Here is a 23,703-nt window from a genome sequence, read left to right as displayed (position 1 = left end):
CGCTCCGCGGGACCGCACGGCGGACGCTCTCCGTACAGCCACGGGGGTCGGGGGCTGGAGGGGCGGCGCTGAGAGGACGGCGCCGGGACGCTAAGACAGACGTAGATGTAGTATTTATAACGCTTTAGTCACCAAACGTTGAAATTGCCGCTCTTCGGTATGCGGAGTATGCGGACGCCAGAGGTGCGGGATGCGGGACATCACCTTCCGCGGCGACGGGGAACTGCCCGAGCCCGGAGGGAAGGCTGACGCGGTACTGGACGCCTTCGGGCGGGTGACCGGCTGGAGCGCAGGGGCCCAGCGGATGCTCGGCCACTTCCCAAAGGAGGTCCTGGGCCGACCTGCGGCGGAGCTCCTGTACCACCCGGGCGAGGCCGCGAACATCGTCCAGCGATGGGATCCGGAGGTGGGCGGCCGGCTGGGGCCGCTGATCCTGAGGCAGGCCAGCGGTGAGCCCTTGGAGGCCGACGTGTGGGTCCGGCCCCTGGCCTCGGTCGCCGGCGGACGTCAGTGGCTGGTCCAGGCCGCCGACACAGAGGCCGTCCGTGCCTACGATCTCGGTCGCGCACTGCTGAAAGGCCTGTTCACCGACGCGCCCTTCCACATTGACGTCTTCGACACCGACCTGCGCTTCGTGGCCCTGAACCTCGCGGAACGGCGTGCGGGAGTGTTCCGGGGAACCCAGTACGCGGGACACACCATGCGAGAGATGGCCCCGCCCGGCCTGCTGGACATGGACGCCTTCGAGGCGAGGCAGCGGCGGGTGCTGGCGACCGGCGAAGCCCTCATCGACACGGAAGTGGCCGGTCATGTCGTTCCGGGTCTTTCACCGCGCACATACGTCTGGTCCGAGTCCATCCTGCCACTGAGAGACCCTTCAGGGAGGGTGATCGCGCTGGCGCACGCGGTCTCCGACGTCACCCACCGGGCCCGTTCGCGCGAGCGACTCCTGCTGGCGAACGAGGCCGCCATGCGAATCGGCAGCACCCTGGACCTGTGGTGCACCGCCCAGGAACTGGCGGAGGTCGTGGTGCCGCGCCTGGCGGACCTCTGCTACGTCGACCTGCTCGACTCCGTCTTCGAAGCCGAGGAACCGCGGGACGGCCCCGCGCCGCATCCTCCGCCGCTGCGGCGGGCCGCATGGCGGCACGAGGGGGAACACACGCAAGGACAGGATGCCGGGGTGGTGGCCGTCGGTGATCAGGACGTGCCTGCGGCGGTGCCCGGCTCGCCGTTCTGCCGGGCACTGGCCAGGAGAGAGTCCGTCCTTCTGACCGGCAGCGACCTGCACGGTTCCCCTGCCGGGGTCCCAACCGCCCGGACATGTCCCTCCGTCGGGCCGGAGGTCCACTCCTGGCTCGTCGTCCCGATGTTCGCGCGAGGCATTGCGCTGGGCGCGGCGGTGTTCATGCGCTCCCGCAATCCGCTCGGGTTCGAGACAGAGGACGTACTGCTGGCCGAGGAGATCGTGACGCACGCGGCGGTGTGCGTGGACAACGCCAGCCGCTACAACCGGGAGCGGACGACCGCCCTGACCCTGCAGCGCAGTCTCCTGCCCCAGCGGCTGCCGGCGCCGTCAGCGGTGCGCACCGCGTCCTGCTATCTGCCGGCGAGCGGGCACACCGGTCTGGGGGGCGACTGGTTCGATGTGATCCCCCTCTCTGGCGGGCGGGTCGCCCTGGTGGTGGGCGACGTGGTGGGCCACGACCTGCACTCCGCCGTGACCATGGGCCGTCTGCGGACGGCGGTGCGCACACTGGCGGACCTGGACCTGGCTCCCGAGGAGCTGCTGGCACATCTCGACGACCAGATGAACCGGTTCCTCGACGAGCGTGGCGACGAAGGGTCCCAGCCCGCCGGAGCGACGTGCCTGTACGCGGTCTACGACCCGGTCTCCCGCCAGTGCGTGATGGCCAGGGCGGGCCATCCTCCCCCTGCCGTGGTCTCGTCGGGCGGCGCGGTGTCCTTCCTCGACCTGCCGGGTGGTCCGCCCCTGGGCCTGGGGGGTGTGGTGTTCGAATCGGGCCGGATCCGGCTGGAGGACGGTGACCTTCTGGTCCTCTACACCGACGGCCTCGTCGAGTCGCGCGAGCAGGGGCTGGAAATCGGGCTGCGCCGCATGCGCGACAAGCTCTCCCGCACGCCCACGTCGGCCGCCCCGGAAGAAGTGTGCGACGCGCTGGTCCGCCACCTGCTCCCGCCGCGTCCTCAGGACGACGCTGCCGTCCTGGTGGCTCGCATGAACGGTCTGTCGCCGGACCGTCATGTCATCTGGCCCATCAGGGCCGAAGAGGAAGAGGTCTCCTCCGCCCGAGAGCTGACGTCCCGGCAACTGTCGCAGTGGGGTCTGGAAGAAGAGTCGTTCACCGCGGAACTCATCGTGAGCGAGCTGGTCACCAACGCCATCCGTTATGGAGAGGAACCCATTACGCTGCGGTTGATCCGCGACCGAAACCTGATCTGCGAGGTGTCGGACGGCAGCAGCACCTCTCCCCACGTGCGGCGGGCGAGGGACACGGACGAGGGCGGCCGCGGGCTCTACCTCATCACTCAGCTGACTCAGAGCTGGGGGACGCGGTACAGCGAGCGGGGCAAGACCATCTGGGCCGAGCAGGCCATACCCGACTGAACCGCCTTGGACCGTATGCCACCTCACGCCGTCCGCGCCGCATCGGCACACAAGACCGTCGCAGCGTCGCCGACGAGCGGCTCGCCATGACCGAAGCAGACGATGTCCGCGTCCAGCACGACGCAGATCCGCCCGGGCACGGCGCCGGAACCGGCTGCCGGAGGCGACAGCAACGAGGCGCCCCCGGCCAGCACCCCAGCGCGGACCGGGGCCGCGAGAGCCCGATGGGCCTGGTGGGGCGTCGTGCCGGTGGCGGCGAGGGGGCGCGGGCGGCTCTGCCGCCGCAGCAGCGCCGTGGCCACCACTGCCACCAGGACCGCGACGAGGAACGCGGCCAGCAGCACGATGTTCAGGACCCTCCCCAAGGGCGCGCGCGCCAGGCCGGCCGCCGGCGTACGAAGAGGGCCCAAGGGATCGCAGGGCAGCCGCCCTCACCGGCGGGAGCACACCGGGGTATCCCGCCGGCACGGTGCACTGCGCAGTGAACGTGCCAGCAATCCAAGAATGCCGAGTGGTGGGCCGGCCCCTCTCCCCAGTAGGACGGCCCACCACGGCTGGGCGGTACGGGGCGTCAGCGCAGCCGCGACACCGCCGGTACCAGGTCTTCGCGGGCGACTCCCGCAGCCCATACGGTCGAGCTGCCGGGAACGGCTGCACCTGCCCGAACGTTGATGTCCGGAGCTCCCGTACCGTCGCGGGTGGCCGCGAGTCCGACAGCGGCGACGGACGCGCAGGCGACCAGACCCGCGAGTCCCGCCCGCCACCTCTTCCGCACGGTAGGCGTGTCCGGGAGGTTTTCCGGCATGACGCTCCTTCCTCGTCTGCTTGGAGGCCGCCTGCTAGGCCTTGGTCGCGATGACGAAATCGAACGCCCCGACGTAGCCGCCGCTCTGCTGCTTCTCGAGGGTGAGGGTGCAGGCGCGGTTCAGCAGCCGGTCGCGTGCGTTGAGGGCGGCGAAGTCGCGGTCGTATGCCTCGGTGTCGTCCGGGAAGAACAGCTGGGTGATGAGTACCGGTCCGTCGGGCGCCTGCACCTGGGCGTGGATGTGCGGGGCGCGCTGTCCCCAACGGCCCCAGTAGTCCCGTGGGATGATCGTGTCCAGTTGGTATGTGCCTCGTGCGGTGGTCCGTTGATGGCCCCGCAGGGTGAAACCGGCGGTGTCGTAGTCGCCGTACTGGTCGCATTGCCAAAATTCGATCTGGCAGTCCGGAACAGGTGTGCAGGCGGTGTCGTACACCAGGCCGCGCAACTGCAGGTACACACCAGTGCTGACAGAGGGGGTGAGCAAGTTGGTGCGCTCGGGGGAATTCGGTTTGAACAGGGGCCCTTCCATGAGGGCCGGAGTCTCCTCGCCCTTGCAGGAAGGGGTGAGGGCCAGGGGTAATGCCTTCGCGGCCGTCGTGACGCCGATGGAGCCGGCCCGCATGAAGGTGCGGCAGGAGTGAGTACTCGCAGCGAGGGCCTCGTCCGCGGGCTCCGGCCTGGGCAAGGCGTGGGGCCCCGTGTCCGCAAGCGGTGGGGAGACGGCGGCGATCGGCTGATCCTGTGGGCTGTGATCCTGCGACATGTCAGCTCCTCGTGGGCATTGACGGGCTCGGGAAGAAGGGGAGCCGGGCCCGTGCCCGTTGCGTGGGGGGACCGGTTGATGCCCGTCAACGATCACGTGCGGGGACGCGTCACACCACGACCGAATGAACGAGGACCGGCCGGGCGTTACGAATCACCGTCCTGCCGTGGGTCCGAGGGCGGGTTGTCGCCGTCGCGTAGCTGGGCGACGGCCCACAGCGCGATCTGCGTCCGGGACCGAAGGGCGAGCTTGTCCCGGATGCTGTTGAGGTGAGAGGCCACGGTCGCGGTGGACCGCCCCAGCTTTTCGGCGGCCTCGCGGTTGGACAGGCCTTCGGCGACAAGCAAGGCGATCTGGTACTCGCGTGCGGTCAGCGGCGGTTCCGAGTCCCCTTGGCCGCTCCCGGACGGCTGGCGGGCAGAAAGCCGCAGCGCGTAGGCAACAAGCCGGTCACCATCCAGTCGGTGTGCCGCGGCTGCGGCCAGGTTCTGACTCGCCGCACGCCTGTGGCGCCTCGCCTCAGCGACAGCCTCGTGGACCTGCCGTTGCCACTCCGGCTCGGCGGGCACACCGGCGCGGGTCCGCACCGCCGCAGCGGAGGCCGCCAGCCGGACCGCGCGTTTCACCTCGCCCTGTTTCGCCGCCACGACGGCGAGACCTTCCACCGGGTACAGGGCGTGCAGGGAGTTGGGGGGCGCGGCGCGCAGCCCGTCGGCGAATGCGGCCTCAGCCGCATCGAGGTCACCAAGAGCCACATGGAGTGCGCCGGTTGTGTGCAGGGCCGCGCACGGATGCCGCCGCGGCGCTTCGTCACGTATCACCGGCAGGCAGTCCTCCATCAGCCGGCAGGCGTCGCGACGCGGTGTCGCTTCCCTCCCCCGGTCACCGACTCCACGTCCTGCCGATGCGCCGACTTCCGGCAATCCGATCGGTCACCCGCCCGCCTCTCAGGCTGGGCTGGCGCCCGGTCACGAGCCGGACATCGGTCCCCGCGCCTCAGCGGCTCGACCGCTGCGCCGCCACGATCGCGTCCACGGTCCGCTCTGCCCCCGCCAGCCGCTGCACCCGCTCCGAGAATCCCGGGAACTGCGACGCGATCTTGGTAAGGAACTTCAGCTCGAGCGGGGCGACGTTGATCTCGGCGACATCGCGCTCGATCGCCCGTATCACGCCCTTGACGACCTGCTCCGGCGAAACGGTGCGTACGCCGCCGGGCGCCGGCGAACCCGTGTTCGCGAACATCCCCAGGTCGCGTACGAAACCCGGCTGGACGATCGAGACTCCCACGCCCGTACCGTGCAGGTCCTGGCGGAAGCCCAGCGAGAAGCCGCGAAGCCCGAATTTCGTCGCGGCGTACATGGACGACGACTTGGTGGCCGCCATCCCCGACAGCGACCCGACGAAACAGATGTGCCCCAGCCCGGCAGCCACCATGTCCGGAGCGAGCAATCGCGCGAGCAGCGCGGGTGCCCGCAGGTTCACGGCGAGCGCTCGATCGATCTGCGCCGGCGTGTAGTCGAGTACGTCGCCGCTGGAGGGCAGGGCTGCGTTGGCGATGAGTATGTCCGTACCGGCGGCCTCCTTCGCGAGGCGCAGCACGTCATCGGCGTCGGCGAGATCGGCCAGGATCGTCCGGGCCCCATAGCGTTCGGCGAGGGGTTCCAGCGCCTCGCGACGCCGGCCGGTGAGAATGAGGTCCGCGCCGCGAGTGGACAGGTGGGCGGCGAGCGACCCGCCGATGCCGCCGGTGACTCCGGTAAGCAGAACAGTTGCCCCAGTAATGTGCATGACCACCCTCCGGTTCTGTTCGTTCGAACGAACAATAGGGAGAGTGGGTGATGCTGTCCACCGGAGGCATCAAGGAAGGGGCCGTACGCGTAAGGCATGTGATGTAACGTCAGACATAGCCAAAGACGTCACTGCGGTGACGCCGCAGGCCGATCAAGAGCGACGAGAGGCGGGCAGAACACGGTCAGTGCGGTGGAGTACGCGGCGCACAGCCGTCGACAGGGGTCAGTGGTCCGGACGCGAACCCGCCGGAGGGCGACTGCCGCTGCCTGGCACCGTTGGCTCATGAGGGACTGCACGGGCCTGCACCAAGCGTCACAGCGCGACCCCCGCTGGCAGAGAGGAAGCGGCATCTGCGCCACTTCCGCCGAGGCGGCCAAGCGGTGCGCATACCAATGCTGTTCTCGCGCCACCGCCCGAGGCCGAGGCGGGAGAGCGCTGGTGGAACAATGAATGGCATGTCGAACGCCGCCCTCTCCGCCCCGACGCGCCAGCGCATCATCACAGCCGTCCTGCAGATCATCGGCGAGGGCGGGGTCGCTGCGCTCACCAACAGGAGGATCGCCAAGGAAGCCGGAGTCTCCCTCGGCTCGGTCACATACCACTTCGAGACCCAGCACGATCTGTTGCGGGAAAGCCTGCTGCACTTCGTGCGCGAGGAGGCACGGCACTTCACCGAGCTGGCCGACCAGTGCCAGACGGAGGGCATCGACGTCGAGGACGCAGCGTCTCTGGCCGGCCAGGTGGCGTGCGGCACGGCGCTCGACAGCGCGCATCTCGCGCCCTTTGAGCTGTACATACACGCCGGGCGCGACGAACGAATGCGGGAGGCGGCCTCGGAGGCGTTCAGGGCCTACGACCGGCTCGCCACCCAGATCCTCACAGCCCTGGGCGTCCCGGACGCGGAACGCCTGGCCGCCACGACGGTCGCCCTGGTGATGGGTCTGCAACTCCGGCGATTGGCTACAGGCAGCCCAGCAGACGACCTGGTCGACGCCCTCCTCCTGCTCGCACGAGGGGCTGCCGGCCAGTCGACCGAGCAAGGCCTTCTGGCGTAGGGGCGACACCCCGGGGACACGAGGCGGGCCGTGGTTGCGGGCCGTCCATGGCCGGGCACCGCACACGCTGCCCCGCTGTCACTACCGCCCCGGCCTGCGCAGCGCGACCCGCAGTGACGGCGCCCCCTGGTGGACCCAGGACTTCGCAGCGTGCCGCTGACGCGGCCGGGCCCGCGGACGCGGGCACCTGACCACTCGCCCTAGCTGCGGGCCGCCGTGTCACATCAACCGGCCCGTCGGAGTGAGCACGGTGCCGACACGACGCGACGTCGGCCCCGCGGTCGTTACCCGTACCCGCTGACCTTGGCACCAGGTGACAGCATCGGTGGACGAGACCGCAGTGGTACATCCTGAAGCGGTACGAGAGTCCGGACGAAGTTTGACAGACCCCTCTAATACGCGCGGCCCGGGTTGAGGATGCCGTTGGGGTCGAAGACGGCCTTGATGCCGGTCATCAACTCCCGCTCCGTGGGACCGAGTTGCGCGTCGAGGTAGCGCGTCTTGAGCGAGCCCACGCCGTGCTCGCCGCTGATCGTGCCGCCGAGCGCGAGCGCTGCGGCCACGATGTCGTCGAAAGCAGCACCGGCACGGTCGGCAGCGTCACGGTCGGTGGCGTCGTAGACGACGGTCGGATGCAGGTTGCCGTCGGCGGCGTGGCCGAAGGTGCCGATCAGCACGCCGTGGTCGGCGGCGGTCCGCTCGATCGCGGCAAGCAGTCGGGGAAGGTCCTGGACCGCGACGCCGACGTCGTCGAGCAGTGTGGTACCCAGTTTCTCCAGCGCCGGGTACACCGTTCGTCTGGCCTGCATGAACATCTCGCCTTCCGTCGGGTCGGCGGTGTGCAGCACCTCGGTGGCGCCGCCGGCTTCGGCCAGCCTGGCACAGCTGGCGGCCTCCTGATCGGCGGCCGGCCCGTCGCACTGGACGAGCACGAGCGCCCCGGCCGACTCGTCCAAGCCCATGCGGGTCAGGCGGTTGACGGCGCGAATGCAGGTGCGGTCCATGAGTTCCACCGCTGCCGGGTCGGCGACCGCCGTGATCTGCAGCACGGTGTCGACTGCCTGCTGGGGCGTCGGGAACGCGGCCACTACGGTCGCGGTGGCCGCCGGGAACGGCCGCAGTCGCACGGTGGCGTCCACGATCACCGCCAGGGTGCCTTCGGAGCCGACGAGGAGCCGGGTGAGGTCGAGCCCGGCGACGTTCTTGCGGGTCGGCGGACCGGTACGGATCACGCGGCCATCGGCGAGTACGGCCGTCAGCGCGGCGACGTGGTCGGCGGTGACCCCGTACTTGGCGCAGCACATGCCGCCTGCGTTGGTCGCCAGGTTGCCGCCGATGGTGGAGATCGCCTTGCTTCCCGGGTCCGGTGGATACCACAGGCCGTGCTCGCGGGCGCGGGCGTCGAGATCGCCGGTGAGCACGCCCGGCTCGACGGTTGCCGTCCGGCCGGGCACGTCCAGGGCGAGGATCCGGTCCATCGCGGCGAGCGAGAGTACGACGCAGCCGTCGATCGCATTGGCCGCGCCGGCCAACCCGGTGCCGGCCCCCCGGGTCACCACCGGGGCGAGATGGTCGCCGGCTGTGCGCAGCGTGGTGATCACGTCATCGGTCGAGCGGGCACGCACCACCGCCGCCGGGCGCCCCGCGGGAGCCAGCAGGCACTGGTCACGGCGGTAGGCCTCCATCGCGTCCCGGTCGGTGACCACCCGCCCCGGCAGCGCGGCGGCGAGGGCGGCGGCGACGTCCGCGACCACCTCGGTCATGACGTCTCCGGCTCGTAGAAACCACGGACGTGCGCCACGACCAGCTCGGCGGCGCGTTCGGTCTCCCCCGCGTCCAGCGCGTCGACGATCGCCTGGTGTTCGGCCAGCAGACGGGCGAGCACCGCTCCCTGATCGGCCACCGCGGCGAGCGCGTCGAGCAGGTAGCCGGCGATGCACTCACGCAGCACGCCGATGACGAACCCCAGCGCCTGATTACCGCCGGCGTAGGCGAGTTGCACGTGGAAGTCCACGTCAGCGGCGTGGAAGGTATGGATGTCGGCGTTCTCTACCGCTGCCACCATGGTCACCAGGCAGGAGCGAGCCGCATCCGGCACGGACGTGATCTGCCGTACCGCCTCCGCCTCCAGCAGCGTGCGCAGCGCCACCAGGTCGGCCAGCGGGATCGCGCCGACCTGCAAAGCGGTGCTCAGCGCCAGGCCCGCCGCGCCCGCCGTGCGCTCGTGGGTGACGCGCGGACGCGCGGTGGAAACGGTATCCGCGCCGCTGATCAGACCGTGCGCCTGCAACACCCGCAGCGCCTCGCGGATGGTGGACCGCCCGACACCGAAGGACTGAGCGAGTTCGGTTTCCGTGGGCAGCTCGGTGTCGGCGGGGAATGTGCCGTCGAGAATGGCCACCCGCAGGCGCTGAGCCACTTCCAGGCTCAGGGGCACACGCGATACCGGCGAGATCGTCATGGAACGAACGATAGCTGCTTGTCTCTTTGTCAGACAAGCAGCTATCGTGCCTCTCGATGTGCCTCAGGACACAGAAGGCCACGACCTCAAAGACGCGGAAATCAGGTGTCGCCATGACCGAGAAGCTCGAGCTCGACCCGGCCAAGACCGCAATCGTGCTCATCGAGTACCAGAACGAGTTCACCAGCGACGGCGGCGTGCTGCACGGGGCGGTCGCCGACGTCATGCAGCGCACCGGCATGCTGGCCAACACCGTCGCCGTGGTCGACGCCGCTCGGCAGGCCGGAGTGTCGATCATGCACGCGCCGATCACCTTCGCGGAAGGCTACGGCGAGCTGACCCGACACCCGTACGGCATCCTCAAAGGCGTCGTCGACGGGAAGGCGTTCGTCAAGGGCACGTGGGGCGCGGCCATCGTCGACGAGCTCACTCCGGCGAACGGGGACATCGTCATCGAGGGCAAGCGCGGGCTCGACACCTTCGCCAGCACCAACCTCGATTTCATCCTGCGCAGCAAGGGCATCGACACGATCATCCTCGGCGGCTTCCTCACCAACTGCTGCGTGGAGTCGACCATGCGCACCGGTTACGAGCACGGCTTCCGGGTGATCACCCTGACCGACTGCGTCGCCGCCACCTCGCAGGAGGAGCACGACAACGCCATCTCCTACGACTTCCCGATGTTCTCGCTGCCGATGACCTCTGCCGACGTCATCGCCGCCCTGTAGTCCCACCGTCACCCCGCCCCAGCGGCTTGGCCGGCCAGAGTGCTCTCCTTCGGGTTCGATCGCCCCGTCGGCGGCCCTGGTGCGCAGGCAGGGTCGGCGGACGGTATCCCGCGGCGGGATCCGCCACCAGCGTTCGGGAAGTGGAATACCACGCGCCGGCAGCACTGCGCAGCCTCGCCGGCCGCTGTGAGGGGGCCGGCGCGGGCCGGTCGGCAGCCGATCCCCATATCCGACCGCCCTTGTGCACCCCTCTCACGGAGCGCGACATGCCATCTGACCGGATACGTGAGCTGATCGGGCGGGGCGCCGCGGTGGCTGCGCGTTCTCCGGAGGAGTGGCTGCGCGAGATAGAGGACGCCACCTTGTCGGCGGAGTACATGCAAGCCCTGGCCGATGACCCGGATCTCACCTCTCAGATCCGCCGCACCAGCCGCGCCAACGTCCTGCACTGGGCGACGTGGAACGTGCGCAGCCCAGGTGCTCCGGTGCCGGCGAACGTCGGCCCGGAAGCCTTGGCCACCGCCCGGGAACTGGTCCGCCGCGGGCTGAACGACTCGGCCCTGCAGTCCTATCGCAGCGGTCAGAACGCGGCCTGGCTGCGCTGGATGTCGATCGCTTTCGAGCTGACGTCCGACCCCGCAGAGCTGCGGGAGCTGCTGGATGTTTCCAGCCGGTCGATCTCGGCGTTCGTCGACGCCACCATCGCCGCGGTCTCGGCACAGATCCAGGCGGAGCGCGACGAGCTGACCCACGGTACGAATGCCGAGCGCCGAGAAGTGGTGACCCTGCTGCTCAACGGGGCGCCGATCCACCCGGACAGGGCCTCGGCCCGGCTCGGCTACCAGCTGGAGCAGACCCATACCGCGGCCATCGTCTGGAGTGACGCCGCAGAGTCGGACCTGGGCGATCTGGAGCGCGCGGTCGACACCCTGGCCAAAGCAGCCGACGTGTCTCGCTTCCTCAGTGTGACGGTCGGTGCCGCGATGCTGTGGGTGTGGCTCCCCTCTGCCGCACTGCCGGCGACGAACCGGCTGGAGCAGCACCTGGACAGCCACCCCACTGCCCGGGTAGCCCTCGGCAGTACCGGGCACGGCGTGGAAGGCTTTCGCCGCAGTCACCACAACGCCATGACCACGCAGCGCATGATGGCGCGCCTGCACACCGTCCACCCTGTGGCCCGTTTCGAGACGGTCGAGATCGTTGCTCTGGTGACGCAGGAACCGCAGCAGGCCGACCAGTTCGTCCGGCGTACCCTGGGCGGACTCGCCACGGCCGCGCCGGAGCTGCGTGAGGCGGTGTCCGCCTACATCCACGAGGAATGCAACGCCACCCGAGCCGCAGCCCGCATCTTCACCCACCGAAACACCCTGCTGCGCCGACTTGAGCGAGCCCAGCACCTCCTGCCCCACCCTCTGGCTGGGAACACGGTGCGCATCGCGGTCGCCCTCGACGTCCTGCACTGGCGCGGCGACGGATGAACCGGCCTTCGGCCCGTGCCCGCCTGCTGGGACGAAGGAGTGAAGCGTGGTTCCGTAGCGGCACATCGCCGGGTGCACAGTGCACCACCCGTCCCGAAAGCGGGTGCTGATTACACCTTCCGGCGTCCTGAGTGCGGCCGCACCATGGACGGGCGACGACGAACAGATCACCGGAGGGCCGCTCATGTCCGTCTCAGAGGCACCGCCGAGTACCGCGCACTTCGATGTACTGATCGTCGGTGCCGGCATCTCCGGCATCGGGGCGGCCCACTACCTGCAGAGCGAGCACCCGCAGCGCAGCTACGCGATTCTGGAGACGCGCGGCGCGCTGGGCGGCACCTGGGACCTGTTCCGCTACCCGGGCATCCGCTCGGACTCCGACCTGCACACCTTCGGCTACGCCTTCAAGCCCTGGGAAGAGGAGGCCATCGCCCGCGGCGACAAGATCCTCACCTACCTGCACGAGACCGCTGCGGAAAACGGCATCGACAAGAAGGTGCGCTTCCACCACACGGTGCGCAGCGCCGCCTGGTCGAGCACCGAGGCTCGCTGGACGGTCCAGGTCGAGCGCACCGACACCGGCGAGCGGCTGAGCCTGTCGTGCGCGTGGCTGTTCTGCGCCGGTGGCTACTACCGCTACGACCAGGGGTACACGCCGCTGTTCGAGGGCACCGAACGGTTTGAGGGCCTGATCGTGCACCCGCAGCACTGGCCCGAGGACCTCGACTACCGCGGCAAGCGGGTCGTGGTGATCGGCAGCGGCGCCACCGCGGTGACCCTCGTGCCGGCCATGGCGGGCACGGCTGCCCACGTGACGATGCTGCAGCGCACCCCCACCTACATCTTGCCGGTCCCTTCCACGGACAAGATCGCCCACCTCCTGCGCAAGGTCCTGGGCCGGCACCGCGGGTATGCGTGGACGCGACGCAAGAACATCGCCCAGCAAGCCGCGATCTGGCGGTTCTGCCAGCGCTTCCCACGCAGCGCCCGGCGGCTGATCCGCTGGGTCAACACCCGCCGACTACCCAAGGGCTATCCGGTCGAGGAGCACTTCGACCCGCCCTACGACCCGTGGGACCAGCGGATGTGCGTGGTGCCGGACGGCGACCTCTTCGACGCGCTGAGCAACCGCAGCGCCTCGATCGTCACCGACCGGATCGACACCTTCACCGAACGCGGCATCCGGCTGTCCTCCGGGCGCGAGCTGGAAGCCGACATCATCGTGACCGCGACCGGGCTGAACGTGCAGGCGCTCGGCGGTATCCAGCTCACCGTCGACGGAGCGAAGGTACACCTGCCGGACAGGGTCGCGTTCAAGGGCATGATGCTGTCCGGGGTGCCCAACTTCTCATTCTCCGTCGGCTACACCAACTCCTCCTGGACACTGAAGGTCGGCCTGCTGTGCGAGCACTTCTGCCGCCTGCTCGCCTACATGGACGCCCACGGCCACACCATCTGCTGCCCGGAGCTGAGCGACGCCGACATGCCCACCCGCCCACTGCTCGACTTCGAAGCCGGCTACATCAAGCGGGCCATCGACCACCTGCCGCGCCAAGGCACCAAGGAGCCGTGGCTGATGTCGATGGACTACCAGGCCGACGTCAAACTCTTGCGGGAAGACTCCGTAGAGGACGAAAACCTCCACTTCTCCTGCCATACAACGGCCGCCCGCGCGGCGCACCGCCTGCAGGAGACGGCACAACTGGGAGCCCCGGGGCTCAACGCCGGAAAGCTACGGGATGTCTCCGAGCGGTAGGGCCACGCACATGCCGCGCTTGACCGTGGCGGCCCTGGCGTCCGACGCATGGGACCGTCGTCCCTCGTCGTCGGTCCGTGGGCGTGGCCGACACGTTCGGGGAACGGATGGGCCCTACCGTCCGGCTTCGGCCCCGAGTTCCGCCAGGCGGGTCAGGGCGGGCAGAGCCGCGGCGATCGCCTGTCGTTCCGCGGGCGTCAGCCGCCCGATCAGCGGGATCAGGTGACGGCTCCGGTACTCGTGCCGGGCCTGGCCGATCTTTCGGCCGCTGTCGGTGATGTGGACGAGGACGGCGCGTCCGTCCGTCGGGTCGGGGCGGCGTTCCACGAGACCGTCGCGCTCGAGCCGGGTGACCAGCTGCGTGAGCCCTGGCTGGCTTATCTGTTCGGTTCTGGCGAGTTCGGTCAGCCGCTTCGGACCGCTGGTGGCCAGTGTGTCCAGCACGGACAGTGTCGTGAACGACAGCTTCTGCACCGCGGGAAGCCGGATGTAGTAGCGGTTGAAGTTCTCGATCGCCCTGGTGAGGTCATCGACATCCAAGTCGGTGTTGACGTCGGCATGCTGAGTAGGAGTCACCCTGGAAATGTATCGCAGACTTATATAAGCTCCTGATCGATCGCGTGCCGGCGCCTCGTCCAGGCGCACGGTTTGCATTGCACCTGGGCGCAACGGCGCGTCAATGGACTTGTAGAGCGCTAGGTGAGGAACACACCAATGACTGTGCGAATCGGCATCAACGGCTTCGGGCGCATCGGTCGCAACGTCTTCCGTGCGGCGGCCGCGCGGGCTTCGGAGCTGGAGATCGTCGCCGTCAACGACCTGGGCGACGTCCCCACGATGGCCCACCTGCTCGCTTACGACTCGATTCTGGGGCGCTTCCCCGAGGAGATCACCGCCGAGCCGGGCGCGATCCGCGTGGGTGACCGGACGATCAAGGTCCTCGCCGAGCGCGACCCCGGCGCCCTGCCCTGGGGCGACCTGGGAGTGGACATCGTGATCGAGTCCACCGGCATCTTCACCGACGCCGCGAAGGCGCGCTCACACGTCGAAGGCGGAGCGAAGAAGGTCATCATCGCCGCTCCGGCCAGCGGCGAGGACTTCACGGTGGTGATGGGCGTCAACGACGGTGACTACGATCCCGAACGCCACACCATCATCTCCAACGCCTCCTGCACCACCAACTGTCTCGGTGTACTGGCCAAGGTGCTGCACGACGCCGTCGGCATCGACACCGGCATGATGACCACGGTCCACGCCTACACGCAGGACCAGAACCTCCAGGACGCCCCGCACAAGGACCTGCGCCGAGCCCGGGCCGCGGCCCTGAACATCGTGCCCACCTCCAGCGGCGCCGCCAAGGCCATCGGCCTCGTCCTGCCGGAGCTCGCCGGCCGGCTGGACGCTTTCGCCCTGCGGGTGCCCGTACCCACCGGCTCCGTCACCGACCTCACGGTCACCACCCTGCGCGGCACCACCGTGGACGAGGTGAAGGAGGCATACGCGGCGGCGGCCTCGGGACCGTACAAGGGGCTGCTGTCCTACGTGGACGCGCCGTTGGTCAGCACCGACATCGTGGGCGACCCGGCCTCCTGCGTCTTCGACGCCGGGCTCACCCGGGTGTCCGGCCCGCAGGTCAAGGTCGTCGGCTGGTACGACAACGAGTGGGGCTACTCGAACCGCCTCATCGACCTGGCACTGCTCATCGGCTCGTCGTTGTAGTTCCTCGCCGACCCGGCGTCTGCACCACCCGCACGTCAGCAACGGTCGTCCGCCTAAGCGGCGGCCGCCGCTTCGGCGCGCCCGTGAACCGGCGCGCAGCGCACGCCGACGCCACCGACGCCGTCGGCGTGCCCGGATGTCCGACGAATCCCCCGCACGACGCCACGAGGACAGACTGAATGAAGGAACTTCCGCGGTTACCGTTCGATAACCCGGACGTGCTCGGCATCGCGCCCCAGATGCGCGCACTGCAGCAGGAGGGGCCGATCACCAGGGTGCGGACCCCCGGTGAAGACGCCTGGCTGGTCACCCGCTACGACGAGGTGAGGGCACTACTCGCCGACCGCCGACTCCGTCTCAGCAATCCCAACCCGGAGCAGTCGGCCAAGAGCGCGGCCAGGGCCTTCATGGTCGCGCTGATGGCCGGGGACGACCACGAAACCGAGCCCACCAGGCACGCGCAGATGCGCGCGCTGCTCGTACCCCGGTTCACCACGCGCCGGATGCGCCTGATGAAGACCCGGATCGAGCACCACGTGGACGACCTGCTCGAGCAGTTGGCCGCAAGTGCTCCGCCGGTCGACCTGCACCGCGCGCTGTCGTTTCCGTTGCCGACCATGGTGGTCTGCGATCTGCTCGGCGTGCCGTTGGCCGACCGGGAGCGGTTCGGGCAGTGGGCGAGAGGCACATTCGACCAGAGCGACAACCAGCACTCGGCGAACACCTTTCAACAGGTTGTCGACTACACAACGGAACTGGTGGCGCGCAAGCGAATCGAGCCGGGCGACGACATCCTGTCCGAGCTGATCGCCGAGCAGGACGGCGCACTGTCCGATGCGGACATCGCCCAGTTGGGCAACGCTGTGCTGCTGTTCGGCTACGAGACCACCATTGTGCGCATCGACCTGGGCACCCTGCTGCTGCTGCGCAATCCGGCCCAGCGTGCCCTGCTGGCCGAGAATCCCGAACTCGCGCCGGCCGCGGTCGAGGAGATCCTGCGCCTGGGCGTTGGCGGCAAGGGATCCAACGCGCTGATACCCCGCTACGCGCACAGCGACATCACCGTCGGCGAGACAGTGATCCGGACCGGAGACGCGGTGATGCTGGCCATCGGCGCGGCCAACTACGACGACCGGGCGTTCCCCGACGGCGACCTGTTCGACCTGGGCCGGGACAAGCCCAAGTCGCACCTGGCGTTCGGGCACGGCGCCCGGCACTGCATCGGCCGCACGCTGGCCCGGATCGAGCTGACCGCGGTGTTCGAGCGGCTGTTCCGCAGACTGCCCGACCTGCGGCTCGCGGTACCCGAGGAGTCGCTGCGCTGGCAGGAGCACCGGATCACCGGTGGGTTCGATGAACTCCCCGTCACCTTCTGAGTGGCACTGCACGAGCGAACACACAGCCGTCCACCGTTCATGGCCCGGATGTTTGACGCTCCTTCCCCCCACGCACAGACGTTACGAGGACAAGGAACCATGACGGACACTTTCAGCGACTACGTCGACTGCACACCCCTTCTCGACGACCGTGAGGCCCTCGACCGGTTCTACGACGAGCACGGCTACCTCTATCTGCGCGACGCTCTGGACCGTGAACTCGTGCGGACCGCCGCCGAGCAGATGCTCGAGGGCCTGATCGCACTCGGCCACGCCGCCCCCGGCACCACGCTCGACACCCTCACCATCGAGTCCTTCGAGGCGGTCGACGAGGTGGCGATGCACGACTACGTCAGGTACGACGACCTGTGGAACCACCCCTCGAGCCTCAAGGTCTGGGAGAAGGTCTTCGGCGAGCCCGTCTTCGTCTTCAAGTCGACGACGATCCGCTACTACCCCTCCGCCGCGGGCTCCGCAGAGCCGAGCTTCCTGACGCCGCTTCACCAGGACGGCTTCTACATCGGCCCGAACAAGGACTTCCGCACCGCCTGGATACCGCTGCTCCCGACGACCCGCCGCATAGGCGGCGTCGCCGTCGCCGACCGCAGCCACAAGAAGGGCCCCCGTGAGCACGTCGTCACCGAGAACTTCCGCCGCTTCGGCCACGCCGTGCGCGGTATCCCGGCGGAGGAGTTCGGCGCGGACGAGCAGCTGCTGTTCTCGACCATGGAACCGGGCGACGTGCTCATCTTCCACGCCTTCATGTGTCACAAGTCCATCCCGAACGTCTCGGTGAACCCGGCCGGCATGCGGATGTCGATGGACACCCGCATCCAGCCCGCCTCCTCGCACCGCGGGTTCAACGCCCTGACCCCCTGGACGGAGTCCGCGAAGGACGCCTCCAAGGGAATCATGTCGAAGATCACCGGCACCCCCACCACCACCGAGTGACGTTGTCACCCCCGCCCCCGCCTCAACCGTCCCCCCACAAACGCCTGGGTAGGCAGCGCATGACGAAACGCGAGGGCCTCCGCCCTCTGAAGGGGCCCAACGCGACACCGGGGTCCTCGGCCGGCACGGAACCGGCCGCCGCGGGGCTCAGCGGCATCGCCCTCGTGGTGGTGCTCACCGGATACGCCCTGTCCATCGTGGACGCCTCCATTGTCAATGTGGCACTGACCTCGATCAGTGACGACCTCCACGGCGGCCCCGCCGCACTGGAGCTGGTGGTGTCCGGCTACGGCCTCACCTACGCCCTCGGCCTGGTGCTGGGCGGACGGCTGGGCGACGCCTTCGGCAGACGGCGCCTGTACGCCTACGGGCTCGCGGCGTTCACCGTCACCTCGGCGCTGTGCGGACTCGCCCCGACCATCGAGTTCCTCGTCGCGGCCCGGCTGCTGCAGGGTGCCGCCGCCGCCATGCTCGTACCGCAGGTGCTGGCGACGATCCAGGCGGCCACCGTGGGCCAGGCGCGCGCCCGTGCGATCGGCATGTACGGCGCGACCGCGGCCCTCGGCATGGTCACCGGGCAGATCCTGGGCGGGCTGCTGGTCTCGCTGGACGTCGCCGGGATCGGCTGGCGGTCGGTCTTCGCGATCAATGTGCCGATCGGAGTGGCCGCGCTGCTGGCCGTCCGGCGCGTCCCCGCGACCAGGGCCGACGCGAAGCCGGGCTTCGACCCGGTGGGTACCGTGCTGTTCGGAGTCACCATGGTCTGTGTCCTGGCCGTGGTCGTGGCGGGCCCCGACCTGGGCTGGCCGCTGTGGCTGTGGTCGCTGCTCGCGGTCGCCGCGGCGGGGGCGCTGACGCTGGTGCGGGCCGAACGCGGGCTGGAGGCGCGGGGCGGCTCACCGCTGCTGTCCCCGTCGGTGCTGTCCCATCCGGGGATGCGCAGAGGGCTGGCGGCGGTGGTGCCGTTCTCGGCCGGCTTCGGCGCCTTCCTGTTCGTCTACGCGCTGATCGCGCAGGGTCACTTCGGCTTCGACGGGCTCACCTCCGGCGCGGTGCTGGCGCCGTTCGCCGTGGCGTTCTTCGGGGTGACGCTGTTCACCCCGAGGATCACGGCGGCCCTGGGCGGCCGGATCGTCACCCTGGGCGCACTCGTCCAAGGCGCGGGCCTGCTGCTGCTGGCGCTGGTGATCTGGCTGGGCTGGCCGCATCCCTCCCTGGCGCTCGTGCTCGTCGGGATCGCCTTCTTCGGCGTGGGCGCGGCGCTGATCGGCCCGACGCTGTTCCGGATGATCCTCGCCGACGTACCCCCCGCGCAGGCCGGCATGGGCAGCGGTGTGCTGGTGACCAGCCAGCAGATGGCGACCGCGCTGGGCGCGACCGTCGGCGGATCCCTCTATGTCTCCCTGGCCGGTTCGCTGTCGACGGCGTCGGCGGCCGTGCTCGTTCTCGCTCTGTTGGCGTGTTTCTCGGTGACCGTTCTCGTGATCAGCCTGAAGCTCCCCGACCCCAGCTGACACCCGCGCCCCTCGAACGGCGCGATCCGATCCAGACCTTCTCGTTGGCAACGGCGCGCCGTCCTTCGGTGTGCCCGCGCGCAGAAGCGGAGACAGCCAAGTGCACTTACAGACGCGGACAGCCGTGGTGACCGGCGCGGCCAGCGGCATCGGACTCGCCCTCAGCGCCCGATTCGCACGGGCCGGCGCCGGCGTGGTCATGGCGGACGTCGAAGGTGACGCACTGCACCGCCGGGCCGCCGAACTCACCGCACAGGGTGCTCAGGTCACCGCCGTGACCGCCGACCTGACCGACCCGGACGCCGTCGAACGGCTCACGGACACGGCGTTCGACCTGCTCGGCGACATCGACGTGGTGTGCAACAACGCCGGGGTCCTCGGCCCCGTGGGACAGCCCCTGTGGGAGGTGCCGCTGGAGCGGATGCGGCAGGTCTTCGAGGTGAACCACTGGGCGCACGTCCTGGTGGCCCGCGCCTTCGTCCCCCGGCTGCTGGAGCGCGGCCGACCCGCCCATCTGATCCACACCGCCTCGATGTCCGCCTTCGTCGTCGGCGCCGGCAGCGCCGCCTACGCCGCCTCCAAGCACGCCGACCTCGCGGTCGCCCGCAGTCTGCGCGCCGATCTGCGGGGCACCGGGGTCCGGGTGTCGGTGCTGTGTCCCGGCCGGGTCGACACCCCCATGGTCCAAGGCCTGACGGCCCCGCGCGGCGCGGGCGGCGACACCTCGGTGAGCGCCGAGGACGTCGCCGGACTCGTGTGGGAGGCCCTCGGCTCCGACCGCTTCTATCTCTTCAGCAACTCCGACGCCCCGCTGCGGCTGCGCGATCAGTTCGACGACGTATGGCGTCATGTTTCCCTTCCGCCCCCTTCCCCCGAGGAGGAGCTGTGGCCCGCGCCGAAAGCGACGACCGTAGCGACGAAACACTGACCATCGACCTGGAAGCGGTGAGGGAGAAATACCGGCAGGAACGCGACAAGCGCAGCGCCGGTCGCACCTACCAGTTCGCGCGCGGTGACTTCAGCCGCTACGCGAAGGACCCCTGCACCGAGTGGCAGGAGCGCGAGCCGCTCACCGACGAGGTGGACGTCGCCGTCGTCGGCGCCGGCATCGGCGGCCTGCTGACCGGCGCCCATCTGCGCAAGGAGACCGGCCTGGAGCGCATCCGGCTGATCGACGAGGCCGGCGACGTCGGCGGAACGTGGTACTGGAACCGCTACCCCGGCGTCCGGTGCGACGTCGAGAGCTACATCTACATGCCGCTGCTCGAAGAGATCGGCACGATACCCACCGAGAAGTACTCCACCGGGCCCGAGATCTTCGCCCACCTCCAGAAAATCGCCCGCAAGTACGACCTCTACCGCGACGCCCTCTTCCAGACCACCGTCACCGAGCTGCGCTGGGACGAGGCCGCCGGGAAGTGGCTGGTGAGCACCGACCGCGGGGATTTGATCCGGGCCCGGTACGTGGCCATGTCGATCGGTCTGATGCACCGCCCCAAACTCCCCGGGCTGCCGGGCCTGGAGACGTTCGCCGGGCACTCCTTCCACACCAGCCGCTGGGACTTCGACTACACCGGCGGCGACAGCACCGGCGGCCTGACCAAGCTGAAGGACAAGAAGGTCGGCGTCATCGGCACCGGCTCGACGACCGTCCAGCTCGCCCCGCACCTCGCCGAGTGGGCCGAGCAGCTCGTCATCTTCCAGCGCACCCCGGCCGCGGTCGACGTCCGCGGCAACCGGCCCACCCCGTCCGACTGGGCGGACAGCCTCGAACCGGGCTGGCAGCAGCGCCGGATGGAGAACTTCCACGCGCTGACCTCTGGTATCCCGCAGGACGAGGACCTGGTCCAGGACCGCTGGACGCAGACCACGGCCAAGCTGGCCGCCGCGATCCTGCCCACCGGCGACACCGGGGGCGACCCGAAGGAGCGGGCGCTCGCGGCCGAGCGGGCGGACTTCCTCAAGATGGAGGAGCTGCGCGCCCGCATCGACAGCGTCGTCACCGACCCCGCGACCGCCGCCGCCCTCAAGCCGTACTACCGCGTGTACTGCAAGCGGCCCTGCTTCCACGACGGCTACCTCCAGACCTTCAACCGGCCCAACGTGACCCTGGTCGACACCCAGGGGCAGGGCGTGGAGCGGCTCACCCCGGCCGGGGTGGTCGCGAACGGCCGGGAGTACCCGATCGACTGCCTGGTCTTCGCCACCGGCTACGAGCACGAGTTCGCCGTCCCGTACACCGACCGCGCCGGCTACGACATCGTCGGCCGGGACGGCGTGAGGCTGTCGGAGAAGTGGGCCAACGGGGCGCACACCCTGCACGGACTCCAGGTGAACGGCTTCCCCAACTGCTTCATCCTGTCCAAGGTCCAGGCCGGCCGGCACGTCAACATCGCCTACATGCTGGGCGAGCAGACCCGGCACCTCGCGCACATCGTCAAGTGCGTCGAGGAGCGCGGCCACCAGGTCGTGGAGGCCTCCGAGGCCGGCGAGAAGGAATGGGTCGAGGAGATCCTCCGGCTCGCCACCAACGACATCGACTTCCTCGAGAACTGCACGCCCGGCCTCTACAACAACGAGGGCGACCCGAGCGGACTGCCCCTGCTCAACTCCAGCTACGGCGGCGGCTCGGTGGAGTTCGTGAACATCCTCAGGCGCTGGCGCGAGGCGGGCGACCTCGCCGGCCTCGAACTGCGCTGACCATCCCATCCCCTCTGCGAAAGGCGGCAACGCCCATGGACGTAACGCCGATACCCGGCGCCGCTCTCGGCGCCGTCGTGCACGGCGCCCATGTCACCGGCGACATGGACAAGACCCAGTTGGAGGAGATCTGGGCGGCGCTCGACGCGTATCTCGTCCTCGTCTTCCGCGGCCACGAGACCGCCTCCTACGAGGAGTTCCTGGCCTTCGGCCGCCGCTTCGGGTACATCCCGAAGACCGGTCTGACCAGCGGCGCCCACCCCGACCACAACGAGATCCTGATCGTCTCCAACCTGGTGGAGGACGGCCGCAAGATCGGCGTCGGCGACGCCGAGTGGATGGGCTGGCACACCGACTACTCCTTCCGCCCCCGCGTCTCCCAGGTCGGCTTCCTGGAGGCCCTGGAAGTGCCGTCCTCCGGCGGCGGGGAGACCCTCTTCACCGATATGTACGCCCTGTACGAGTCGCTGTCGACCGAAGAGCGCCGGCGCCTGCACTCCTACCGGGTCCGCCACGCCCTGCGCACCGGGTACGAGGAGACCATCGAGGAGGAGCTCCAGGGCGAGGTGTCCCTCGGTGAGAGCACCGAACAGATCCAGCCCGAGGACGGCACCTCCACCATCCACCCCCTCATCGCCCGCAATCCGCGCACCGGCCGCCAGTCGGTCTACGTCAGCACCCTGAACACCGAGCGGATCGTGGACCTCGCCCCCGACGACAGCCGCAAGCTGCTCGACGAACTGCTGTCGCACGCGGGCAAGCCCCAGTACACCTACGCCCACACCTGGCAGCCCGGGGACATCGTCATGTGGGACCAGCTCGGCACCGTCCATGCCAAGCAGGCCTTCGACCCGGCCGAACGGCGCATCATGCGCCAGGTCGTCAGCATCTTCGACGACCCGGCCGGCCCCTGGCGCGCGGAGGTCGCCGCATGAGCACCGCCCCCGCCTGCCTCAGCCACAGCCGGGTCACGATCACCCCGACGCGGCGCGCCGCCGTCGACCGGCTCGACCACCGCTCACGTCACCAGGCGGCCTACCACTTCGGCTGGATCACTGTCGGCGGCGCGCCCACCAGCGCCCACGCCGGCAAGGCCGTACGGCCGGCGCTCGCGCTGCTGTCGGCCGAGGCGGTCGGCGCACCGCCGGAGGTCGCCCTGCCCGGCGCCGTCGCCGTGGAACTCGTGCACAACTTCTCCCTGGTGCACGACGATCTGATGGACGGCGACGAGGAGCGCCGCCACCGGCGCACGGTGTGGAAGCTGTGGGGTCCCTCCAGCGCCATCCTGACCGGTGACGCGATGCTGGCGCTCGCCCAGGAGGTGCTGCTGGACACCGGGCTGCCGACGGCGGCGCCCGCCGCCCGGCTGCTGGCGCGCACCACCCGGCATCTGATCCGCGGCCAGGTCCAGGACCTGTCTTTCGAACAGCGCTCGCACGTCACGGTCGAGGAGTGCGTCGACATGGCCGCCGGCAAGACAGGCGCGCTGCTGTCGGCGAGCGCCGCGATCGGAGCGGTCCTGGCCGGGGCACCGGAGGCGACGGTGGACGCGCTGGCGCACTACGGCGACCAGGTCGGCGTCGCCTTCCAGCTCGTCGACGACGTTCTCGGCATCTGGGGCGACCCGGCCGTCACCGGCAAGTCGGTCCACTCCGATCTGCGCTCCCGCAAGAAGTCCCTGCCGGTGAGCCACGCACTGAACCAGGACGGCCCGCTCGGCGACGAGCTGGCCGCCTGGCTCACCACCCCCGGCGAACCCGACGAGGAGGAACTGCGGCGCGTGGCCGGCCTGATCGAGGGCGCCGGCAGCCGGGACTGGGCGCTGGCCGAGGCCGCCCGGCGAATGGCGCTGGCCGAGGACGCGCTGCGCGGTGTCGAGCTGGACGCCGGCGCGCGGGACGAACTCCTCGCGCTCGGGCGGTTCGTCGTCGACCGCGAGGCCTGAGACCGGGCCGGCCCCCGTACCCGTATGCCCCT

General features: G+C 69.7%; 20 protein-coding genes. 13 read left to right on the top strand and 7 right to left on the bottom strand.

From position 1 onward, the window contains the following. Positions 1–190: 190 nt before the first annotated feature. Positions 191–2,629, top strand: a complete 2,439-nt coding sequence (locus ACIBBH_RS17685) for a SpoIIE family protein phosphatase (protein WP_399405487.1) — start codon at positions 191–193, stop codon at positions 2,627–2,629. Between the two features lie 23 nt (positions 2,630–2,652). Here the strand turns inward: ACIBBH_RS17685 and ACIBBH_RS17680 are convergent, their stop codons facing one another. From ACIBBH_RS17680 to ACIBBH_RS17665, 4 genes are all read right to left on the bottom strand, one after another. Then, positions 2,653–3,039: a hypothetical protein gene (locus ACIBBH_RS17680; protein WP_399405485.1), complete on the bottom strand. Its 387-nt coding sequence runs from the start codon at positions 3,037–3,039 to the stop codon at positions 2,653–2,655. Between the two features lie 429 nt (positions 3,040–3,468). Then, on the bottom strand, positions 3,469–4,197 hold the full coding sequence (locus ACIBBH_RS17675; RefSeq protein WP_399405483.1) for a dioxygenase: 729 nt from the start codon (positions 4,195–4,197) through the stop codon (positions 3,469–3,471). Between the two features lie 146 nt (positions 4,198–4,343). Continuing rightward, positions 4,344–5,120 (bottom strand): response regulator transcription factor, encoded by a 777-nt coding sequence (locus ACIBBH_RS17670; RefSeq protein ID WP_399405481.1) that lies wholly within the window; start codon positions 5,118–5,120, stop codon positions 4,344–4,346. Positions 5,121–5,193: 73 nt separating this feature from the next. Next, positions 5,194–5,985, bottom strand: a complete 792-nt coding sequence (locus tag ACIBBH_RS17665; protein WP_399405551.1) for an SDR family NAD(P)-dependent oxidoreductase — start codon at positions 5,983–5,985, stop codon at positions 5,194–5,196. Between the two features lie 458 nt (positions 5,986–6,443). On the opposite strand from ACIBBH_RS17665, the gene ACIBBH_RS17660 reads away from it, so the two are divergent. After that, positions 6,444–7,043: a TetR/AcrR family transcriptional regulator gene (locus ACIBBH_RS17660; protein ID WP_399405479.1), complete on the top strand. Its 600-nt coding sequence runs from the start codon at positions 6,444–6,446 to the stop codon at positions 7,041–7,043. Between the two features lie 392 nt (positions 7,044–7,435). On the opposite strand, the gene ACIBBH_RS17655 is transcribed toward ACIBBH_RS17660, so the two are convergent. After that, complete coding sequence (locus ACIBBH_RS17655; protein ID WP_399405477.1) at positions 7,436–8,806, bottom strand: FAD-binding oxidoreductase; 1,371 nt, start codon at positions 8,804–8,806, stop codon at positions 7,436–7,438. Next, entirely contained in the window at positions 8,803–9,504 is a 702-nt protein-coding gene (locus ACIBBH_RS17650) for a FadR/GntR family transcriptional regulator (protein WP_399405475.1), read from the bottom strand. Before ACIBBH_RS17650 ends, ACIBBH_RS17655 begins: the two co-directional genes overlap by 4 nt. A 113-nt stretch (positions 9,505–9,617) precedes the next feature. On the opposite strand from ACIBBH_RS17650, the gene ACIBBH_RS17645 reads away from it, so the two are divergent. The 3 genes from ACIBBH_RS17645 to ACIBBH_RS17635 all read left to right on the top strand — a co-directional run bounded on the left by ACIBBH_RS17645 (position 9,618) and on the right by ACIBBH_RS17635 (position 13,466). Beyond that, positions 9,618–10,232 (top strand): cysteine hydrolase, encoded by a 615-nt coding sequence (locus ACIBBH_RS17645; protein ID WP_399405473.1) that lies wholly within the window; start codon positions 9,618–9,620, stop codon positions 10,230–10,232. Positions 10,233–10,372: 140 nt separating this feature from the next. After that, positions 10,373–11,710 (top strand): PucR family transcriptional regulator, encoded by a 1,338-nt coding sequence (locus ACIBBH_RS17640; RefSeq protein ID WP_399405471.1) that lies wholly within the window; start codon positions 10,373–10,375, stop codon positions 11,708–11,710. Positions 11,711–11,894: 184 nt separating this feature from the next. Further along, a complete protein-coding gene (locus ACIBBH_RS17635) occupies positions 11,895–13,466 on the top strand; it encodes a flavin-containing monooxygenase (RefSeq protein WP_399405469.1) in 1,572 nt (523 codons plus the stop codon). A gap of 114 nt (positions 13,467–13,580) precedes the next feature. Here ACIBBH_RS17635 and ACIBBH_RS17630 read toward each other — a convergent pair whose 3' ends face one another. Next, complete coding sequence (locus tag ACIBBH_RS17630; protein ID WP_399405467.1) at positions 13,581–14,042, bottom strand: MarR family winged helix-turn-helix transcriptional regulator; 462 nt, start codon at positions 14,040–14,042, stop codon at positions 13,581–13,583. Positions 14,043–14,180: 138 nt separating this feature from the next. On the opposite strand from ACIBBH_RS17630, the gene gap reads away from it, so the two are divergent. The 8 genes from gap (at position 14,181) to ACIBBH_RS17590 (ending at position 23,671) form a co-directional block, all read left to right on the top strand. Continuing rightward, the gene (gap, locus tag ACIBBH_RS17625; protein WP_399405465.1) at positions 14,181–15,185 is read left to right on the top strand and encodes a type I glyceraldehyde-3-phosphate dehydrogenase; all 1,005 of its coding nucleotides are present in this window, start codon (positions 14,181–14,183) and stop codon (positions 15,183–15,185) included. Positions 15,186–15,364: 179 nt separating this feature from the next. Next, positions 15,365–16,561, top strand: coding sequence for a pentalenolactone synthase (penM, locus tag ACIBBH_RS17620; protein ID WP_399405463.1), 1,197 nt, complete (start codon positions 15,365–15,367; stop codon positions 16,559–16,561). A 99-nt stretch (positions 16,562–16,660) separates the two neighbouring features. Then, positions 16,661–17,512 carry a 1-deoxypentalenic acid 11-beta-hydroxylase gene (gene ptlH / locus ACIBBH_RS17615; protein WP_399405461.1) on the top strand — a complete coding sequence of 284 codons (852 nt, stop codon included), beginning with the start codon at positions 16,661–16,663 and terminating at the stop codon, positions 17,510–17,512. A gap of 59 nt (positions 17,513–17,571) precedes the next feature. Continuing rightward, positions 17,572–19,026, top strand: a complete 1,455-nt coding sequence (locus tag ACIBBH_RS17610; protein ID WP_399405459.1) for an MFS transporter — start codon at positions 17,572–17,574, stop codon at positions 19,024–19,026. A 100-nt stretch (positions 19,027–19,126) separates the two neighbouring features. Then, complete coding sequence (ptlF, locus tag ACIBBH_RS17605) at positions 19,127–19,954, top strand: 1-deoxy-11-beta-hydroxypentalenate dehydrogenase (protein WP_399405457.1); 828 nt, start codon at positions 19,127–19,129, stop codon at positions 19,952–19,954. A gap of 17 nt (positions 19,955–19,971) precedes the next feature. Continuing rightward, entirely contained in the window at positions 19,972–21,726 is a 1,755-nt protein-coding gene (gene ptlE / locus ACIBBH_RS17600; protein ID WP_399405549.1) for a neopentalenolactone/pentalenolactone D synthase, read from the top strand. Positions 21,727–21,761: 35 nt separating this feature from the next. Then, a complete protein-coding gene (gene ptlD, locus ACIBBH_RS17595) occupies positions 21,762–22,661 on the top strand; it encodes a neopentalenolactone/pentalenolactone F synthase (RefSeq protein ID WP_399405455.1) in 900 nt (299 codons plus the stop codon). Further along, positions 22,658–23,671, top strand: coding sequence for a polyprenyl synthetase family protein (locus ACIBBH_RS17590; RefSeq protein ID WP_399405453.1), 1,014 nt, complete (start codon positions 22,658–22,660; stop codon positions 23,669–23,671). The genes ptlD and ACIBBH_RS17590 overlap by 4 nt, the downstream gene beginning before the upstream one ends. Positions 23,672–23,703 lie beyond the last annotated feature (32 nt).

It is taken from the genome of Streptomyces sp. NPDC051636 (genome assembly GCF_044453765.1).
In the GTDB taxonomy this organism is placed as follows: Bacteria; Actinomycetota; Actinomycetes; order Streptomycetales; family Streptomycetaceae; genus Streptomyces.
Note: the sequence above shows the minus strand (reverse complement) of the source record. Positions and strands in the feature narration are given on the sequence as shown.

What these genes read in the sequence shown, in the direction of transcription:
- ptlH (WP_399405461.1), top strand. Translation starts at nt 16,661, where the DNA reads ATGACGGACACTTTCAGCGACTACGTCGACTGCACACCCCTTCTCGAC.
- ACIBBH_RS17610 (WP_399405459.1), top strand. Translation starts at nt 17,572, where the DNA reads ATGACGAAACGCGAGGGCCTCCGCCCTCTGAAGGGGCCCAACGCGACA.
- gap (WP_399405465.1), top strand. Translation starts at nt 14,181, where the DNA reads ATGACTGTGCGAATCGGCATCAACGGCTTCGGGCGCATCGGTCGCAAC.
- ACIBBH_RS17685 (WP_399405487.1), top strand. Translation starts at nt 191, where the DNA reads ATGCGGGACATCACCTTCCGCGGCGACGGGGAACTGCCCGAGCCCGGA.
- ACIBBH_RS17665 (WP_399405551.1), bottom strand. Translation starts at nt 5,985, where the DNA reads ATGCACATTACTGGGGCAACTGTTCTGCTTACCGGAGTCACCGGCGGC.
- ACIBBH_RS17590 (WP_399405453.1), top strand. Translation starts at nt 22,658, where the DNA reads ATGAGCACCGCCCCCGCCTGCCTCAGCCACAGCCGGGTCACGATCACC.
- ACIBBH_RS17655 (WP_399405477.1), bottom strand. Translation starts at nt 8,806, where the DNA reads ATGACCGAGGTGGTCGCGGACGTCGCCGCCGCCCTCGCCGCCGCGCTG.
- ACIBBH_RS17675 (WP_399405483.1), bottom strand. Translation starts at nt 4,197, where the DNA reads ATGTCGCAGGATCACAGCCCACAGGATCAGCCGATCGCCGCCGTCTCC.
- ACIBBH_RS17645 (WP_399405473.1), top strand. Translation starts at nt 9,618, where the DNA reads ATGACCGAGAAGCTCGAGCTCGACCCGGCCAAGACCGCAATCGTGCTC.
- ACIBBH_RS17650 (WP_399405475.1), bottom strand. Translation starts at nt 9,504, where the DNA reads ATGACGATCTCGCCGGTATCGCGTGTGCCCCTGAGCCTGGAAGTGGCT.
- penM (WP_399405463.1), top strand. Translation starts at nt 15,365, where the DNA reads ATGAAGGAACTTCCGCGGTTACCGTTCGATAACCCGGACGTGCTCGGC.
- ACIBBH_RS17660 (WP_399405479.1), top strand. Translation starts at nt 6,444, where the DNA reads ATGTCGAACGCCGCCCTCTCCGCCCCGACGCGCCAGCGCATCATCACA.
- ptlD (WP_399405455.1), top strand. Translation starts at nt 21,762, where the DNA reads ATGGACGTAACGCCGATACCCGGCGCCGCTCTCGGCGCCGTCGTGCAC.
- ACIBBH_RS17635 (WP_399405469.1), top strand. Translation starts at nt 11,895, where the DNA reads ATGTCCGTCTCAGAGGCACCGCCGAGTACCGCGCACTTCGATGTACTG.